The sequence below is a fragment of the Candidatus Rickettsia barbarica genome (genome assembly GCF_041477405.1).
GTDB classification, from domain to species: Bacteria; Pseudomonadota; Alphaproteobacteria; order Rickettsiales; family Rickettsiaceae; genus Rickettsia; species Rickettsia rickettsii.
In genome coordinates, this window is the sequence record NZ_JBEWYL010000002.1 from 226,822 (window position 1) to 241,847 (window position 15,026).

Here is a 15,026-nt window from a genome sequence, read left to right on the forward strand (position 1 = left end):
TATAATTCTTTGTAGCAGTATTAAGATTATTTTGTCTGGATTCCCGCTTTCGCGGGAATGACATAATCTAAATAGTAAAAATTATGCTAGTGCTTGTAGATAATATTGAAGTACAAATTGAAAAAATTTATGAAGTATTTGATTTAATAGATAATGAAGGAGCTGATCTTTTGTTATGGGCAGTATCTGATTGTCTTGCTGAGCTATTAGCTCAATATAAAGAATCGTTAACAATTAAATATGTTGGTCGTTTGATGCAACTAATTAAAAAAGGTTTGAAGAGCAAAATACTATAAATACCCAAAATGCTTAATAATGCTTTAAGCAATATATTATTAATCCTTGAAGATGGATGTAAAGCTGAAGAATCAGAACTAATAGAAAATATAATTAATAGTTTAAATACTCTTGATATGTTAGGAGGACATGCATAGTAATCTTCCAAAAATCTCAATAGTTTTACCGGTTTATAATAGAAAGAAGCTATTACCTGTTGCTATTGAGAGTTGCCTTAATCAAAGCTTTAAAGACTTTGAGCTTATTATTATTGATGATTGCTCAAAAGATAATAGCGTTATAGTAGCTAGGACATATGCAGAGCAGGATTCACGTATTAAGGTAATAGTAAATGAGACCAATAAAAGATTACCGGCAAGTCTTAATATTGCTTTTAAAGAGGCCAAGGGGGAGTATTTTACTTGGACTTCAGATGATAATCTTTTCCATGAAAATGCTTTAGAAAAAATGGTTAAGATACTTGATAATTCACCTGAGATAGGGCTTGTATATACTGATTATACTTTGATCGATGACCACGGTAAAGTAGGAATAAGACTTTATCAAGAACCTCCTGAGTTTTTACCGATTAGAGATTGCGTCGGTGCATGTTTCTTATATAGAGCCGATTTAGCAAGGCAAGTAGGTGGATATAATGAAAATATGCAGTTAGTGGATGATTATGAATATTGGCTAAGGTTTGGGCTTGTTACGAAATTTGCTCATATACCGGAATCTTTATATTTCTACCGAGTACATAATCAAAGCTTAACAATAGAGCGTAAAGTAGAAGCAAAACAGGCAAAAAGAGTTTTAAAAGCATTATTTAAAGAGCAATATATTATTCCTGCTGAGATTAAACCTATAAATGATTTATATAATTGGTTTATTGAAGATAGAAATTTAAGCTCTTATTTTAGGTTATTTAAAATAATTATTTGTAGTCCGATAATTACTATTTCGTATATTATTAAAAATCTAAGAAGAATAAGGTGATATTTTAATGCTTTAATGTCATTCCCGCAAAAGCGGGAATGACATAGTAGAAGTCATAGCACAACATCCTTAAAATAAATGCAAAATCAAGATTTCATACATACATTAAATCCAGAGCAGCAAAAAGCAGTTCTTCACACTGAAGGACCGCTTTTATTGCTTGCAGGTGCAGGGACAGGTAAAACAAAGGTACTTACCTCAAGAATAGCTAATATTATTCACCAAAATTTAGCCTCACCTCAAAATATTCTAGCCGTTACTTTTACTAATAAAGCTGCTAAAGAAATGGCTGAAAGAGTTAATAGTCTAATTAATTGCTATGGTCTTAATATAGGCACTTTCCACTCAATGGCAGCTAGGATATTACGTGACCAGATTGAGCATTTAAATCTTGGTTTAAATAATAGATTTACTATTATTAGTCATGATGATCAATTAAAACTAGTGAAAGATATAGTCAAGCTAAAAGATATTGATACTAAAAAATATGCTCCTAAATTAATACATATCATAATTTCTAGATGGAAAGATCAAGGATTATTACCAACTAAACTATCAGTATCAGATACTAATTTACCGCTGCAGAGGGTTGCAAAACTTGTATACGAAGAATATCAGAAAAATTTACTTATTTCTAATGTTTTAGATTTTGGAGATTTGCTACTTTATAATAATGAGCTTTTTATTAAAAATTCTGAAATACTAAGATATTACCAAGAAAAATATCGATATATTTTAATTGATGAATATCAAGATACTAACGTTGTCCAGTATTTATGGGCAAGAATGCTCGCAAGTTTATATAAAAATATTTGCTGTGTAGGGGATGATGATCAATCTATTTATGGTTGGCGAGGAGCAGAAGTCGGGAATATATTACGTTTTGAAAAAGATTTTGCAAGTGCAACAATTATTAAATTAGAGCAGAATTATAGATCAACTTTGCCAATACTTGCTGCTGCTTCCAATGTTATCAATAATAATAAAAACCGTCACGGTAAAAGGTTATGGACGGATAGGGAAAACGGTGAAAAGATAAAAATTATCTCTTGTTGGAGTGATAAAGAAGAAGCAAGATATATAGCCAGTGAAATAGATAATTTAGTGCGAGAAAACCGGTATAATGCCGGCAATATTGCAATATTAGTACGAGCCGGATTTCAAACAAGAAGTTTTGAGGAAGCGTTTATAAATAGTGCTATGCCTTATAAAATTATAGGCGGTTTGCGGTTCTATGAACGTATGGAAATAAGAGACGTACTTGCTTATATCCGTATATCTTTGAATCAAAATGACAATCTAGCACTTGAGCGTATTATAAATGTGCCAAAAAGGGCAATAGGTGCAGCTAGCTTAAATAAAATTAGAGGCTATGCACTTGAGCGAAATATTTCTAATTTCGCAGCCATTAAAGAAATGCTAGAAATAGGTGAGATTAAAGCAAAATCATATGAAACTCTAAAAGATTTGGTTACCAAAATCGATAATTGGTACGAAAGATTTAGTATAGATGCTCCAATAAACGTAGTTAAAGCAATACTTGATGATTCCGGTTATCTTGAAATGCTTCAAGAAGAAAAAACCGAAGAAGTATTCGGTAGAATCGAAAATATTAACGAAATGCTTAGAGCTATTGCTGAATTTAACGATGTTCATGATTTTATCGAACATTCAAGTTTAGTTATGGAAAATGAAGTGCTTGAAACCAATTACGGTGGTTCTGTTACTATAATGACCCTGCATGCAGCTAAAGGGCTTGAGTTTGACGTGGTATTTTTACCGGGCTGGGAAGAGGGGGTATTTCCGTCTCAAAGATCTCTAGACGAAGATGGCGAAAAAGGCTTAGAAGAAGAACGCCGCATTGCTTATGTCGGTATTACGAGAGCCAAAAAAGACCTCTACATTACTCATGCTGAAAGCAGAAAAATATTTTATGAAATAGTCCGTTCTTACCCTTCAAGGTTCATAACTGAAATCCCTGATGAAATTACGATCAGGACCTCTTCTATGAAAAAATACAATTCTTTTTATAAGTTTTAATTAATTTTCATTCATAAATTTTAAATTGGTTTGCCATAGATTTAAGTGAGTCTCAAGTAGAGCAGATGCACGACGAAAAACGTAATGGCTTAAAAGCGAAGATGAAGTGATGGATATTAAAAAACCATTAGAAAAAGCTATGTTAGAATTAGCTAACCAAAAAATATCTAAAGAACAATATAGAGAGAAATTAATAGATAAAACATTAGATAACCTTAAAGAAAATGTTTCAGAAACAACATTAGGTAATTACAGAAAATTTCTTACTAAAAATACTACCCCTAAACTTGATAAACAAGAGCAAATTAATTATCCACAACAAGTAGCAGCATTAACACAAGCAGCATTAACGATAGCTAAATTTTTAAAAATTACTTATGAAAAAGAAGCAAAAGCTTTATCGTCTATTAATGAGTTAGGAGTAAATGAGCCTAATATAATTAAAACTTTATTACCAGCGATAAGTAAACTACCGTCTGCAAAAATGATAGAGCAAGGTAAAGAAATTATCAAGAATTTTGCCCCATTACTTGAGAGCAGCAATTCTGTACTTGTTAACGGTACTAAAAGAGTATTAGCAGAGTTAGATCCTGGATATTTAAGGAACACACGGATGGGGGGAGAAAGTATAGCATTAGAATTACAAAGAGTAATCAAACCTAAGCTATGGCAAAGGATAGTAGCAGTTTTTACCGGTACGGATTATGCTCAAAAAAATATAGATAAAGCATTTGCTAACTTTGAAGAAAGTAATAGTTTACATATAGAAACGAAAAATTTGTCGGAAGAACTACAAAGAGAAAAACAAGCACCAAATATTGTAAAGCAAAATAAAACAATACCCCAAGGCTATAAGTCTTCTATATCAATCCCTATATCTCATGTTGAAAACCTTAATAAAAGTAGAGAGAGTGGGCAACAGTCAGGGCATAGTAAGTAGTGATTTATATGATAATATAGTTGCGAACTTTTAAAAAGTGTGATAATTTAGTTCATTATATCACATAACTTAATAATGAGTATTATATGGCAGAGATTATAACTAATATAGATGATGCTATTAAAAAAAACGATGAAGTGACGGAGATATTGGCTGCAGTAAAAGATAAAATAGTTGATATAAAAAACGTAGATAGGAGATTAGATACTTTGAATAAAAATATTGTTACTCCCGATCCTATTCAACAATATTTACAATCTGAAGAATATATCACTAGTACGCTTGAAGTACTTGCCAGTAAAATTATTAGTGAAGTTGTAGAAAATAAAGATATACAAAAATTAGTAGATAACTTGCATATCAATTTAGGACAAGATATAAAACTAATACCTAGTTTAGCAGATAAGCTAAAGTTTGATGTCGCAAGGGCTGAAGCAGCACTTAAGGGTTTTATACTTCCTCTAAATAAAGGAGGACCTTTTGATGCATTATCATTGATGGGTATAGAAGATGAAGAAGAAATCTTTGCCAATCCTATAAGAGCAACTAAAGAAGCATTAATAGCCGTAAGCGGAAAGTCTATACCTAAAGAGCAATATGCACAGGCTGTAAAAGATCAAGCTATAGAAATCTTAAAACAAGATCCTAAAAACACTCCAGACAAACTTGAGAAATATGAAAAATTTATTATGCAAGGAGATAAAAACCAGAAATTTAATAAAAATAGTAAGCAGTTTATCCCAAGAGTAAATCAATTATCTCAAGTGGAATTTAAGGCATTACAAAATGCAGCCACTTATACGGTACAGCAGATTAGTAATAGATTAGAAAAAAATAATAAAATTAGTAAGCAATTAGAACAAATTATTATACTTACTAACTCATCAGGCATAAAGAATCCTGAAATAATAAGGGAATTAAATAAGTTAGATTCTACTTATCTAACTGAGAATAGTACTAAAATAGCCAATGAATTAAAAGATATTAATGATAGAGGTACTTCTTTAGGGGAAAAATTTAAGCAGATATTTACAGGTAGAAACTATTTGGAAAAAAGATTAGGAAAAGTTGTAGATAAATATATTACTCTGAGTGATGAATATGTAGTGAAGACAATTAATGATGAAATCTTTTCAAATGCTTTAACAAACCCTGACATTGCTGCAGGTCTAACAAAATTTTTAAATGAAAATAAAGATAAAGTAGCAACTAATCCTGAATTTAAAAATTTAATTCCTGTTACGGGTGAGCCTATTATAGTTCAACCGCAACAAATTAATAATTTTAATTTAGCGGAACTCAGAAAAATCAATCCAATAGCATTTGATAAAACCATATTTGAAGATTCAATAAAACTAAGAAGTTCTAATATAAAACCTCCGCACATCACTCCTAATCCTTCTACTAAAAATCAAGAAGCAGTAAGAAGAAAGGGTTAAATTTTAATATAACTTCATCATTGTGAGGAGGCGTTGTTACATTGCTTCTATGTCATTCCCGCGAAAGCGGGAATCTAGATTTTTTATTGTCACCCCGTGGCGTGACCACGGGGTCTTGTATCACCAGCTGAGTCCTAAGATACTGCGATCAAGTTGCAGTATGACATTAAAGGTTACTAGATTGCTGCTTTCGCAGAAATGACATCAGAACATAAAGATTTAGGTGAGATGCTTAAATACTCCTCTTTCCATAATTCATTATAAAGAATAGGATCGATATTACCGCCTGAGATTAGTACTAGTAATTTTTGAGGTTTGGATTGTGTTTTTAAAAAATTTACCACTGAAACCATGTTTATACTACTTGACGGCTCGCATATTACTTTAAGTAAATGAGTAAGCCACGCCGTCCAGTAATATATTTCATATTCTTCTGCTAAATAAAAATCATCAAGTTTTTTCAGATATTCAAATGTACGAGCTGATATACTCAAGGTTTTAAGACCGTCCGCAATAGTATTCGGAGCATAGTTAAATCTATATGTTTTATTATCTTTAACAGATAAATAAGCATCATTGGCATTTAAAGGTTCTGAACCTATTAACAAGCTTGTCGGTGATATTAATTCCTTGGCAAGATATGCGCCGGAAATTAAACCGCCGCCGCCGCAAGAGGCAAAAATAGCATCAGGACTAAAACCTAGCTGCTGTAATGCTTCATAGCATAACGTGCCTGCTCCTGCGATTGTAGAATCACTATCGGAAGGATGCATATAGTAAAATCCTTGCTTTTCATCTTTTTTTGCTTTTTCTTCCGCTTCTTGTCGAGTATATGTATATATAACTTCACCGCCGTAATAAAGAGCTGCTTGCTGTTTTACTTTTGAAGTATTTAACGGTAAATAAATCCTTGTTTTAATACCGAATAATTTACTCGCATAAGCAAGACCGATTCCATGGTTACCCGTACTATAACCGACTATTTTATCAGGTAATTTTCCTTGCTCTTTTAATTCTAATAAATGATTTAACACGCCTCTAACTTTAAATGCACCGGTTTTTTGTAATGATTCAACCTTAAAAAAAATCTCATGACCGAGCATCGCATTTAAGTTTTCAGAGTGAACGATCGGAGTTAAATGTAGATATTGTTTTATTCTATTATGTGCGGCTGCTACATTTTGAGGAGGTTGTAGTAATAAATTCATAAGTATAATTAATAATGGTAGCTTGAAATCAGGTTGATACTATATTATATAGTTAATAATTAGAAATTTTAAAAGGTTTTAATTGATGCATAAAAAATCCCTTCCGTTAATGGCACTGAGAGATATGGTAGTATTCCCGGGAGTAGTTGCGCCTATTTTTGTCGGTAGGCCAAAATCGTTGCAAGCACTCTCTAATACTACCATTTGCGAGGAAGATAATAGTAAATACATTTTAGTAACTTTACAGAAAAAATTTGATCAAGAAAACCCTAGTACACACGAACTTTATAACACAGCTATACTTGCCAAGATTATCCAAATAGTGAAGCTGCCTAATAATACGGCAAAAATCTTAATAGAAGCAGTAGCAAGAGTAAAGCTAAGCAATATCAAAGGCGAGGAAGCTTTTGAAGCAAATTATGAAATTATTCCAGATGAAGAAATATTTGACGTTAATAACATGCGTTCACTCGTTGACAATGCAATACAACTATTTAGTAAAGATGCGATTAATGATAAGAAAGTTAATGCAGAAATTATTGAAACTATCAATAAAAAAATAAGTAATAGCACTAATTTCATAGATATTATAAATATATTAGCCTCACATTTGATAACTTCACTTGAGGCAAAGCAGCATTTATTAGAAGAAACGAGTCCTTTTAAGCGTATCACTACGGTTATTAGTATGCTTACTTCCAATATAGTAAGTTCAGAAACCGAGCAGGCATTGCAGCAAAGAGTACGAAAGCAAATCGAAAAAACGCAGCGTGATTATTATCTGCATGAACAAATGAAAGCTATTCAAAAAGAGCTTGATGAAGATAAATCAGAACTTGCCGATATTGAGAAAAAAATTAAAAGTTTAAAATTATCAAAAGAAGCAAAAGAAAAAGCTGAGGCTGAACTTAAGAAACTCCGTACTATGAACCAAATGTCAGCGGAGTCGGGAGTAACGCGTAACTATCTTGAGACATTGCTTAGCCTGCCTTGGGGTAAGTATGATAATAGCAAAATAGATATTAACCAAGCAGAGAAAATTTTAAATCGTGACCATTTTGGACTCGAAAAAGTTAAAGAACGAATTATAGAATATTTAGCGGTGTTACAGCGTTCAAGTAAAATTAGAGGACCTATATTATGTTTAATAGGTCCGCCAGGGGTCGGTAAAACTTCACTTGTAAAATCTATTGCCGAAGGAATGGGCAGAAAATATACTAAACTTGCGCTCGGCGGTGTTAGAGACGAAGCAGACATCAGAGGGCATAGAAAAACTTACCTTGGATCAATGCCCGGTAAAATTTTAGGTCAACTTAAGAAAGTTAAGACTAGTAATCCTGTAATGCTGCTTGATGAAATCGATAAAATGAGTTCTGATTTTAGAGGTGATCCGGCATCCGCTTTGCTTGAGGTATTAGACCCTGAGCAGAATAGTCACTTTGTTGATCATTATCTAGAAGTAGAATATGATCTATCAAATGTAATATTTATTGCTACTGCTAACTCTCATGATTTACCTAGAGCTTTAAGTGATAGAATGGAAAAAATATATATTTCCGGTTATGTAGAGGAAACAAAGCTCCAAATTGCCAGAAATTATTTAGTTCCAAAACAATTTAAAATGCATAAAATCAAAAAAGATGAAATTACTATATCCGAGACGGCAATTTTGGATTTAATTAGATATTATACCAAGGAATCAGGTGTAAGAGCTTTAGAGCGTGAGATAGGGGCATTAACTAGAAAAGCATTAAAGCAGATTTTAGCAGATAAAAGTGTTAAGCATATTGCCATAGATAGTAATCATCTTGAAGAATTTTTAGGAGCTAAGAAATATAATTTCGGGCTTGCCGAGAAAGAAGATCAAATAGGAAGTACTACGGGACTTGCTTACACTGAAGTAGGCGGAGAGCTTTTAACTATAGAGGCTTTAGCATTTCCAGGGAAAGGTGAAATAAAGACCACCGGAAAACTCGGTGATGTTATGAAAGAATCGGCAATGGCTGCCTATAGTTGTTTTAGAAGCAGAGCAACAAATTTTGGATTAAAGTACGACAATTATAAAGATTTTGATATTCACATTCACGTACCGGCCGGAGCTATTCCAAAAGATGGACCGTCTGCCGGCTGTGCTTTGTTTACGACTATTGTTTCGTTGATGACTAAAATACCCGTACATCGTACTGTAGCAATGACCGGTGAAATTACTTTAAGAGGCAATGTTTTACCTATAGGTGGTCTGAAAGAGAAGTTACTTGCTGCAAGTAGGGGAGGTATTAAAACCGTGTTGATTCCTGAAGAAAATGTCAAAGATTTGAAAGATATACCGCCAAATATAAAAGAAAGCTTAGAAATTATATCTGTATCAAATATTGATCAAGTACTTAAGCATGCTTTGGTAGGAACACCGATAAATAAATAGAGATTTGTTAATAGTCAAAATATCATATATTAAATTAATGCAAGCTATAGTAAAGTAATTCTTTTTGACTTTTCAATCAAAATGCGATTTTTCTTGCTTAATTCCTGACTATCTTGAGCTCACCTATTATTATAGACTCTCTTCCTTACGCCTGTCACTAAATTGGGCTGAATTGACTATATTGTTGCGTGGATCAATTGCACCTCTATCATCCCGTGGTCTGACCATAGGATCCAGTTAAAAATACTAATATTATTAGTATTTTTATTGTTTTTATGGACCCCGTGGGGGTGTGGACACAGTAATGCTGCTACTACTGCAGCAGCTACTCAAAGCGGTGTATCTGAGGTAGTAAAATCCATGCCTACAATAAAAGACAAAACAGCTTAGTTTATCTTTCTGCTTTCCAACTTTCATTGAGAAATTCCTTTAACTTAATTCTAAATACAAAATTAAATTTCTACACTACCAAGTAACAATATTTTTTTGGTACAGCGTCGTTCAGAAAGCTTGATACAAGTGAATTTTCTGACATGCGCCTTTTGCTCACGTACTTTTTGTACGTTCCGCAGGCTCAGTCGTCAATTCATCTTGTCTAAAGCTTTCTGAATCTAGCTCTATCTGCTTCTATTTTATTATTGTAAAAAAGTTGCTACAAAGTATTAATTAAATGTATTAATATTAATGAAAGAATCAAAAATATTAAGAAAATTTTTAGCAACGGCATCATTATGTGGAACATTATTCACTAGCTCTGATAATGCAGGAGCAATAATTCCTAATCTCGGTAGCGTAAGCTTGAGTTCCGGTGTCGGTCTTGTAGGAGGAGTATTTAATAACGGCAATATTTATTCAAAGGGCTTGGAATTAAAATATTGGCAGATAAAACAAATGCTGTTATTGGCGGGATAAATACATTAATTAATAGCGCTACCTGCTTTTGGTGGGGTTGAGGTAAGCCAAAATGTATCAATAGGTGCTTTTAGTGCAACAGTAGGTCTTACTCCTAATTTCACTCCTCTTAAATGTATTAATAATAATGTTACGTCAATTGTTACCGGAGTCGGTAATCAAACATTTAGTAATATAGATTTCGCCGGTAAGAATTCTACTTGACAAATTAATAACGGTTTAAATATTACAACTCAGATAGATAATACGGTAGCTGGCAACAATAACATTTGTAGGTACGGGTACTATATCAAATCACATAGGTCTAACTAACTCTCTTGCCGGAATAAATGTAGGAAACGGGGAAGCACAGATTTATATGTTCGGAGCAGTTAATATTACAATTAATGCTGCAAATATAAATCTTACTAACAATAACTCTATACTTACTCTTTTTGACGGTAATATAACAACGTTAACGGGTAATATAAATAATACTACCGGCGTTGACGGTCAAGGGATACTACTAAATCCAGCTCATGATCTTGGTAGTAGTAACATAATAACAGGCGATATAGGTAATATAGGCATTAAAAGCTACTAATATTAATTTACAAAGTAATACGTCCGTACTTAATTTAGATGACGACATAACGGTTACGGGTAATATAGACGGCGCTAAAGGAGTAAACGGAAATTTTATAGGGAATGCTATACTTAACGGAAATATAAATAATTTCAATATACTTCAGTGTAATGGAGGTAACGGTAAGATTCTTGATTGACAAGGTAATACTACGGTAAATAGTATTGTTTTTGCAGATAGTGTTTTAGCTGCGGGAACTATAAGTGTTAACAGTCTATTAGATGTAGGAGGTATTACTTTTAATAATAGTACCGCCGCTAGCGTTACTTTAATAATAAATACCGAAAATACAATTAATGTTGCATTATTAAACGCTATACAAGCAAAAATACAAATAAATGCTAATTTAACAATCAATGATCCAAGTGCCGGAGATATAGGTGATATTAGAATAGCAGATAATACAACATATACAATAGATGCAGCAAATGGGAATGTAAATTTGCTAAAATAATAATTTAAACAAATCTGGCAATGATGAATATGGAATAGTGAGAATAGGAGCAATCACAAAATACCTAACCATAGCAAATAACGGTGGACCTTATACTATAGAATACCCATCGCCTTAAGAATTTCATAGTAGACTGAGCAGGTGATGTTGTAGTCGATAATACGGTATTTACGCAGTTACTTAGTATGAATAGCAGGTAACATTTAACCAAGCTTTAGATCTAGGAGCGGGTGGTAACATATTATTTAGAGCAGATAGTGAGTTAATAGTAAATGGTGTGACCAGTTCAGTTACGACCTCTGCAAATAACCAAGGAAATAACTAAGGCACACTGACAATACAAAGCGGTAATGTTAACGGTACGATTGGAGCTAACGGCAGCAGCTTAAAACTTGTAAATATCGGAGCAACCCCCATTACGTTCTCAGCTAATGTATTTGTTCCCGTAGCTTTAAATAAGAATGGCTCTATCTTAGCTTTAGCAGATGGGGTTATGCTAACCGATAGCGTAGGAGCAAATGGAGCAGTACTGAACACCGGCGGTGTAGGCGGTACATTGAATTTGATAGGTGACGGTAATGTAACTCAAAATATAGGTACGGATGCTGCAAATAGTCCTGCTAATGCTAATATAAATATCCCTAACTTTACTTAATTCAGTAATATCCATTGTGGCAATTAATTTTTGTGCTTCTGCGGTATTTTTTTCTGTATAGTTCTTATTAATTCTTGATTTGAGGGTTGAAACCATCTAAACATAATTATTTTCTTATTAAATTCTATAAATTTTAATATTTTGTTAAAAATGAGCTTATAGATAGAATCATAATAAGCAGTTTTAAGAATACAATAGAAATTTAACTAAAAGTGCGAACAAATGAGTTGAGGTTACTTTAAGGAATATAAAAAGTTAGTTTTTTATAATATTTAAAATTCGGAATTTAAAAGAGTTTAATATAACAATTAAAACAAAAGGCGAATAAACGGAGCATATGAATTTTTTAGAAAACGACAGGAAATCCCAAAACCTGAAAGGGGTTGGCGAGAGTGACGGGACTCGAACCCGCGACCTTCTGCGTGACAGGCAGATGCTCTAACCAACTGAGCTACACCCCCTTATATACTCTTCTGCTTTTAAGAATTGCTCTTTCATTTTATCAAGAATTGCATCTTCATCTATTAAGTATAGGCTGCGGGTGCTCACCTCTCAAAATAAAATTCAATTCTTGAAATCATTTGAGTATACGTAAAAGATAACAATGTATATAACAATTCTTCTATTCCTGCAAGAGTAAAATATCGTATTTTATCAAAAAATATACAGAACCTAAAATCTAGCTTATTCCTAATATTATAATTACTAGATATCTCTATTAATCCAAATTAGTCACTACTAGTTGAAGCCTTGAAAATTATTATACTTTTTAAGGCCTTTGTTAAAAAAGAAAAACCTAGTAGTTACATTTATATTAATAAAATCTTACTGTATTAATAATAATTAGAGGTTTTATATGACTAAACCATATGTCATTAAATTAACTACTCCTTTTGAGCGTATTAAATTTTATAATCCTATACCCGATATTGCTCTTAGAAGTGCTATTATTATGCAGGCAATAATAGATGCAACTAATACTTCTACCAAGAAAGAGGCAATAAAAGCAGAATAGAACGCTAAAAAATGGCTTGTTGAAAATAATGAAAATTTTAATGCTACCTGCTTAGAAATTGGCATTGAGCCTCATTATGTAAGAAAGACTGCTAAAAAACTAATTAAATCGCAACAAAATAAGGATAAGCGTCCCAAACTCTACGGCTAAAGTTTAAATAAATTAATTTGTAATAAAACTTGAAATTACTCTAAATATAAATTAATTGTATAGGTGTTACTTAGTAACGCCTATATGTTAATTATTTCAGATTATAAAGGTTATTTATGATTATTTCAGTTTCAGGTCAACATATTTCTATCGGTAATAATTTACAAGAATATTCAAAAGAGAGGGCTACTCAAGTCGTTAAAAAATATTTTACCGATATAATAAATATAAATATACATTTTTCAAAAGAAGGAATTAACTTTAAATGTGATATTATAGTAAAATATGGTTCCGGTAAACATAATATAGTCAAAAGTAATGATAGTTGTAGTGATATATATATAGCTTTTGATAAAGCTATGTCAAAACTAGAAAAACAGCTTAGAAAATATAAATCAAAATTCAAAAATCATCATGCGGGTAAAGTAAAAATATCAGAAATTGCTTACGAAGGTACCAAATATATTATTAATCCGCAATCTGATAGTGAAATCTCTAACGCCGAAGATAATGATAATCCGGCAATTATCGCTGAAAAGCCTGTAGAAATATTAAAATTATCAGTAAAAGAAGCGGTAATGCAAATGGATTTAGAAGATTTACCTGCAGTAGTATTTAAAAATATAAATAATGATCGTATCAATATAGTTTATTATCGTAAAGACGGTAATATTTCTTGGGTAGATTATAATTAATGCTCATTATCCCTTACAAAGGAGTTACACCAAGAATCGATAAAAGTGCATATATTGCCGAAAGCAGCTCTTTAATAGGAGATGTTGCAATAGGTAGTAATTCAAGCGTTTGGTTTAATACGGTTCTTAGAGGCAACGTTGAATCAATAAAAATAGGAAATAATACTAACGTACAAGACGGTAGTGTAATTCATGCTTCAAGGTTTAACGGACCGGTAGAAATAGGCGATAATATAACTATCGGTCATCTCTCTCTTATTCATGCCTGTACAATGAAAAATTGGCGTCGTCTATCTACTTTTTACGTATCAAGAGTATATAAGGAATCCTTAAATGCCTTAACCGTATTTTTAAGTAAAAACGCAATAGTCATCGGTCCGATGCCGCCTGGGACAGGAGTAATATATTGTACTTTAGACTGAACATTTTCAAAATCAACATCACCGATAATTTTATTGCTGCTAATTCTATTAATGCCTACATCAATTACTATAGATTTAGGATTAAAATATTCTGCAGTTAATTTTAAAGGTGAGCCTATTGCAGCAACGACAATATCGGCTTTAGAAGTAATAGAGCGTAAATTGTGTGTCTTAGAATGACAAATAGTAACGCTGCAATTTTCTTTTAACAGTAAAGCACTTAAAGGTTTGCCTACTATATTTGAGCGTCCAATAATTACAACGTTTTTACCGGTTAAATTAGGTTCGTATTTTTTGATAGCTGCAAGACAACCAAGAGCAGTGCAGGGAATAAAGCCTTGACTAATTCCGCTATGTAAGTAACCGACATTTAAAGGGTGGAAACCATCGATATCTTTAGAAGGTGATACTGCAGATAAAATTTTATTTTTATCTATGGAGCTTGGCAAAGGAAGCTGAACTATAATTCCTGAAATCTCGTTATCAAGGTTTAACTCATTGATTTTTGATATTAAATCATTAGTATGAATAGTAGCAGATAGATTTATTAATAAAGTATAAATTCCTATTTTATGTGCATTTTTTATTTTGTGTCTTACATAAATAATGCTTGCCGGATTATCGCTTACTAGGACTATAGCAAGCTTCGGTGAAGCGTTGGTTTGGCTTGTAAGTTCTTGAATTTCTAGCTTTAAGTCTGCTAGTATCTCATTGGCTAATGCTTTACCGTCAATTATATTATTCACTCTTATTTTTGTCTCCGTTCAGTTTTAACGT

The 15,026-nt window shown here is 32.4% G+C and carries 14 protein-coding genes, 1 tRNA gene and 2 pseudogenes; 14 read left to right on the forward strand and 3 right to left on the reverse strand.

The features are described 5' to 3' along the window. The first annotated feature begins 83 nt into the window (after positions 1-83). The 6 genes from ABVF33_RS03760 (at position 84) to ABVF33_RS03785 (ending at position 5,691) form a co-directional block, all read left to right on the forward strand. Positions 84-296 (forward strand): hypothetical protein, encoded by a 213-nt coding sequence (locus ABVF33_RS03760; protein ID WP_499706314.1) that lies wholly within the window; start codon positions 84-86, stop codon positions 294-296. A gap of 9 nt (positions 297-305) precedes the next feature. Continuing rightward, a complete protein-coding gene (locus ABVF33_RS03765; RefSeq protein ID WP_255374147.1) occupies positions 306-434 on the forward strand; it encodes a hypothetical protein in 129 nt (42 codons plus the stop codon). Continuing rightward, a complete protein-coding gene (locus ABVF33_RS03770; protein WP_499706315.1) occupies positions 427-1,272 on the forward strand; it encodes a glycosyltransferase in 846 nt (281 codons plus the stop codon). Before ABVF33_RS03765 ends, ABVF33_RS03770 begins: the two co-directional genes overlap by 8 nt. A gap of 78 nt (positions 1,273-1,350) precedes the next feature. After that, positions 1,351-3,312 (forward strand): DNA helicase PcrA, encoded by a 1,962-nt coding sequence (gene pcrA / locus ABVF33_RS03775; protein ID WP_499706316.1) that lies wholly within the window; start codon positions 1,351-1,353, stop codon positions 3,310-3,312. 109 nt (positions 3,313-3,421) lie between these two features. After that, the gene (locus tag ABVF33_RS03780) at positions 3,422-4,252 is read left to right on the forward strand and encodes a hypothetical protein (protein ID WP_499706317.1); all 831 of its coding nucleotides are present in this window, start codon (positions 3,422-3,424) and stop codon (positions 4,250-4,252) included. 86 nt (positions 4,253-4,338) lie between these two features. Beyond that, positions 4,339-5,691 carry a hypothetical protein gene (locus tag ABVF33_RS03785; protein ID WP_499706318.1) on the forward strand — a complete coding sequence of 451 codons (1,353 nt, stop codon included), beginning with the start codon at positions 4,339-4,341 and terminating at the stop codon, positions 5,689-5,691. A gap of 176 nt (positions 5,692-5,867) precedes the next feature. Here the strand turns inward: ABVF33_RS03785 and ABVF33_RS03790 are convergent, their stop codons facing one another. After that, positions 5,868-6,899 (reverse strand): serine/threonine dehydratase, encoded by a 1,032-nt coding sequence (locus tag ABVF33_RS03790; RefSeq protein WP_499706319.1) that lies wholly within the window; start codon positions 6,897-6,899, stop codon positions 5,868-5,870. Between the two features lie 85 nt (positions 6,900-6,984). Between ABVF33_RS03790 and lon the strand changes: the two genes are divergently transcribed. The 5 genes from lon to ABVF33_RS03815 all read left to right on the forward strand — a co-directional run bounded on the left by lon (position 6,985) and on the right by ABVF33_RS03815 (position 11,967). Next, positions 6,985-9,321 (forward strand): endopeptidase La, encoded by a 2,337-nt coding sequence (lon, locus tag ABVF33_RS03795; protein ID WP_499706320.1) that lies wholly within the window; start codon positions 6,985-6,987, stop codon positions 9,319-9,321. A 267-nt stretch (positions 9,322-9,588) separates the two neighbouring features. Beyond that, positions 9,589-9,711: a hypothetical protein gene (locus ABVF33_RS03800; protein ID WP_499706321.1), complete on the forward strand. Its 123-nt coding sequence runs from the start codon at positions 9,589-9,591 to the stop codon at positions 9,709-9,711. A 294-nt stretch (positions 9,712-10,005) separates the two neighbouring features. Continuing rightward, positions 10,006-10,233 carry a hypothetical protein gene (locus ABVF33_RS03805; protein ID WP_499706322.1) on the forward strand — a complete coding sequence of 76 codons (228 nt, stop codon included), beginning with the start codon at positions 10,006-10,008 and terminating at the stop codon, positions 10,231-10,233. A gap of 358 nt (positions 10,234-10,591) precedes the next feature. Further along, positions 10,592-10,816: a hypothetical protein gene (locus tag ABVF33_RS03810; RefSeq protein ID WP_499706323.1), complete on the forward strand. Its 225-nt coding sequence runs from the start codon at positions 10,592-10,594 to the stop codon at positions 10,814-10,816. A 989-nt stretch (positions 10,817-11,805) separates the two neighbouring features. Beyond that, positions 11,806-11,967, forward strand: a complete 162-nt coding sequence (locus ABVF33_RS03815; protein ID WP_499706324.1) for a hypothetical protein — start codon at positions 11,806-11,808, stop codon at positions 11,965-11,967. Positions 11,968-12,351: 384 nt separating this feature from the next. Here the strand turns inward: ABVF33_RS03815 and ABVF33_RS03820 are convergent. Continuing rightward, a tRNA-Asp gene (locus ABVF33_RS03820) sits at positions 12,352-12,428 on the reverse strand. A gap of 395 nt (positions 12,429-12,823) precedes the next feature. On the opposite strand from ABVF33_RS03820, the pseudogene ABVF33_RS03825 reads away from it, so the two are divergent. The 3 genes and pseudogenes from ABVF33_RS03825 to ABVF33_RS03835 all read left to right on the forward strand — a co-directional run. Further along, positions 12,824-13,132: pseudogene (locus tag ABVF33_RS03825) on the forward strand (hypothetical protein). A gap of 116 nt (positions 13,133-13,248) precedes the next feature. Continuing rightward, positions 13,249-13,827: a ribosome hibernation-promoting factor, HPF/YfiA family gene (hpf, locus tag ABVF33_RS03830; RefSeq protein ID WP_499706325.1), complete on the forward strand. Its 579-nt coding sequence runs from the start codon at positions 13,249-13,251 to the stop codon at positions 13,825-13,827. Further along, positions 13,827-14,108: pseudogene (locus ABVF33_RS03835) on the forward strand (gamma carbonic anhydrase family protein); the annotation flags it as partial. The gene hpf and the pseudogene ABVF33_RS03835, both read left to right, overlap by 1 nt. Before the next feature lie 20 nt (positions 14,109-14,128). Here the strand turns inward: ABVF33_RS03835 and folD are convergent. After that, a complete protein-coding gene (gene folD, locus ABVF33_RS03840; RefSeq protein ID WP_499706326.1) occupies positions 14,129-14,995 on the reverse strand; it encodes a bifunctional methylenetetrahydrofolate dehydrogenase/methenyltetrahydrofolate cyclohydrolase FolD in 867 nt (288 codons plus the stop codon). Positions 14,996-15,026 lie beyond the last annotated feature (31 nt).

What these genes read in the sequence shown, in the direction of transcription:
- ABVF33_RS03765 (WP_255374147.1), top strand. Translation starts at nt 306, where the DNA reads ATGCTTAATAATGCTTTAAGCAATATATTATTAATCCTTGAAGATGGA.
- ABVF33_RS03780 (WP_499706317.1), top strand. Translation starts at nt 3,422, where the DNA reads ATGGATATTAAAAAACCATTAGAAAAAGCTATGTTAGAATTAGCTAAC.
- ABVF33_RS03785 (WP_499706318.1), top strand. Translation starts at nt 4,339, where the DNA reads ATGGCAGAGATTATAACTAATATAGATGATGCTATTAAAAAAAACGAT.
- pcrA (WP_499706316.1), top strand. Translation starts at nt 1,351, where the DNA reads ATGCAAAATCAAGATTTCATACATACATTAAATCCAGAGCAGCAAAAA.
- ABVF33_RS03810 (WP_499706323.1), top strand. Translation starts at nt 10,592, where the DNA reads ATGTTCGGAGCAGTTAATATTACAATTAATGCTGCAAATATAAATCTT.
- hpf (WP_499706325.1), top strand. Translation starts at nt 13,249, where the DNA reads ATGATTATTTCAGTTTCAGGTCAACATATTTCTATCGGTAATAATTTA.
- ABVF33_RS03790 (WP_499706319.1), bottom strand. Translation starts at nt 6,899, where the DNA reads ATGAATTTATTACTACAACCTCCTCAAAATGTAGCAGCCGCACATAAT.
- ABVF33_RS03760 (WP_499706314.1), top strand. Translation starts at nt 84, where the DNA reads ATGCTAGTGCTTGTAGATAATATTGAAGTACAAATTGAAAAAATTTAT.
- ABVF33_RS03805 (WP_499706322.1), top strand. Translation starts at nt 10,006, where the DNA reads ATGAAAGAATCAAAAATATTAAGAAAATTTTTAGCAACGGCATCATTA.
- lon (WP_499706320.1), top strand. Translation starts at nt 6,985, where the DNA reads ATGCATAAAAAATCCCTTCCGTTAATGGCACTGAGAGATATGGTAGTA.
- ABVF33_RS03815 (WP_499706324.1), top strand. Translation starts at nt 11,806, where the DNA reads ATGCTAACCGATAGCGTAGGAGCAAATGGAGCAGTACTGAACACCGGC.
- ABVF33_RS03770 (WP_499706315.1), top strand. Translation starts at nt 427, where the DNA reads ATGCATAGTAATCTTCCAAAAATCTCAATAGTTTTACCGGTTTATAAT.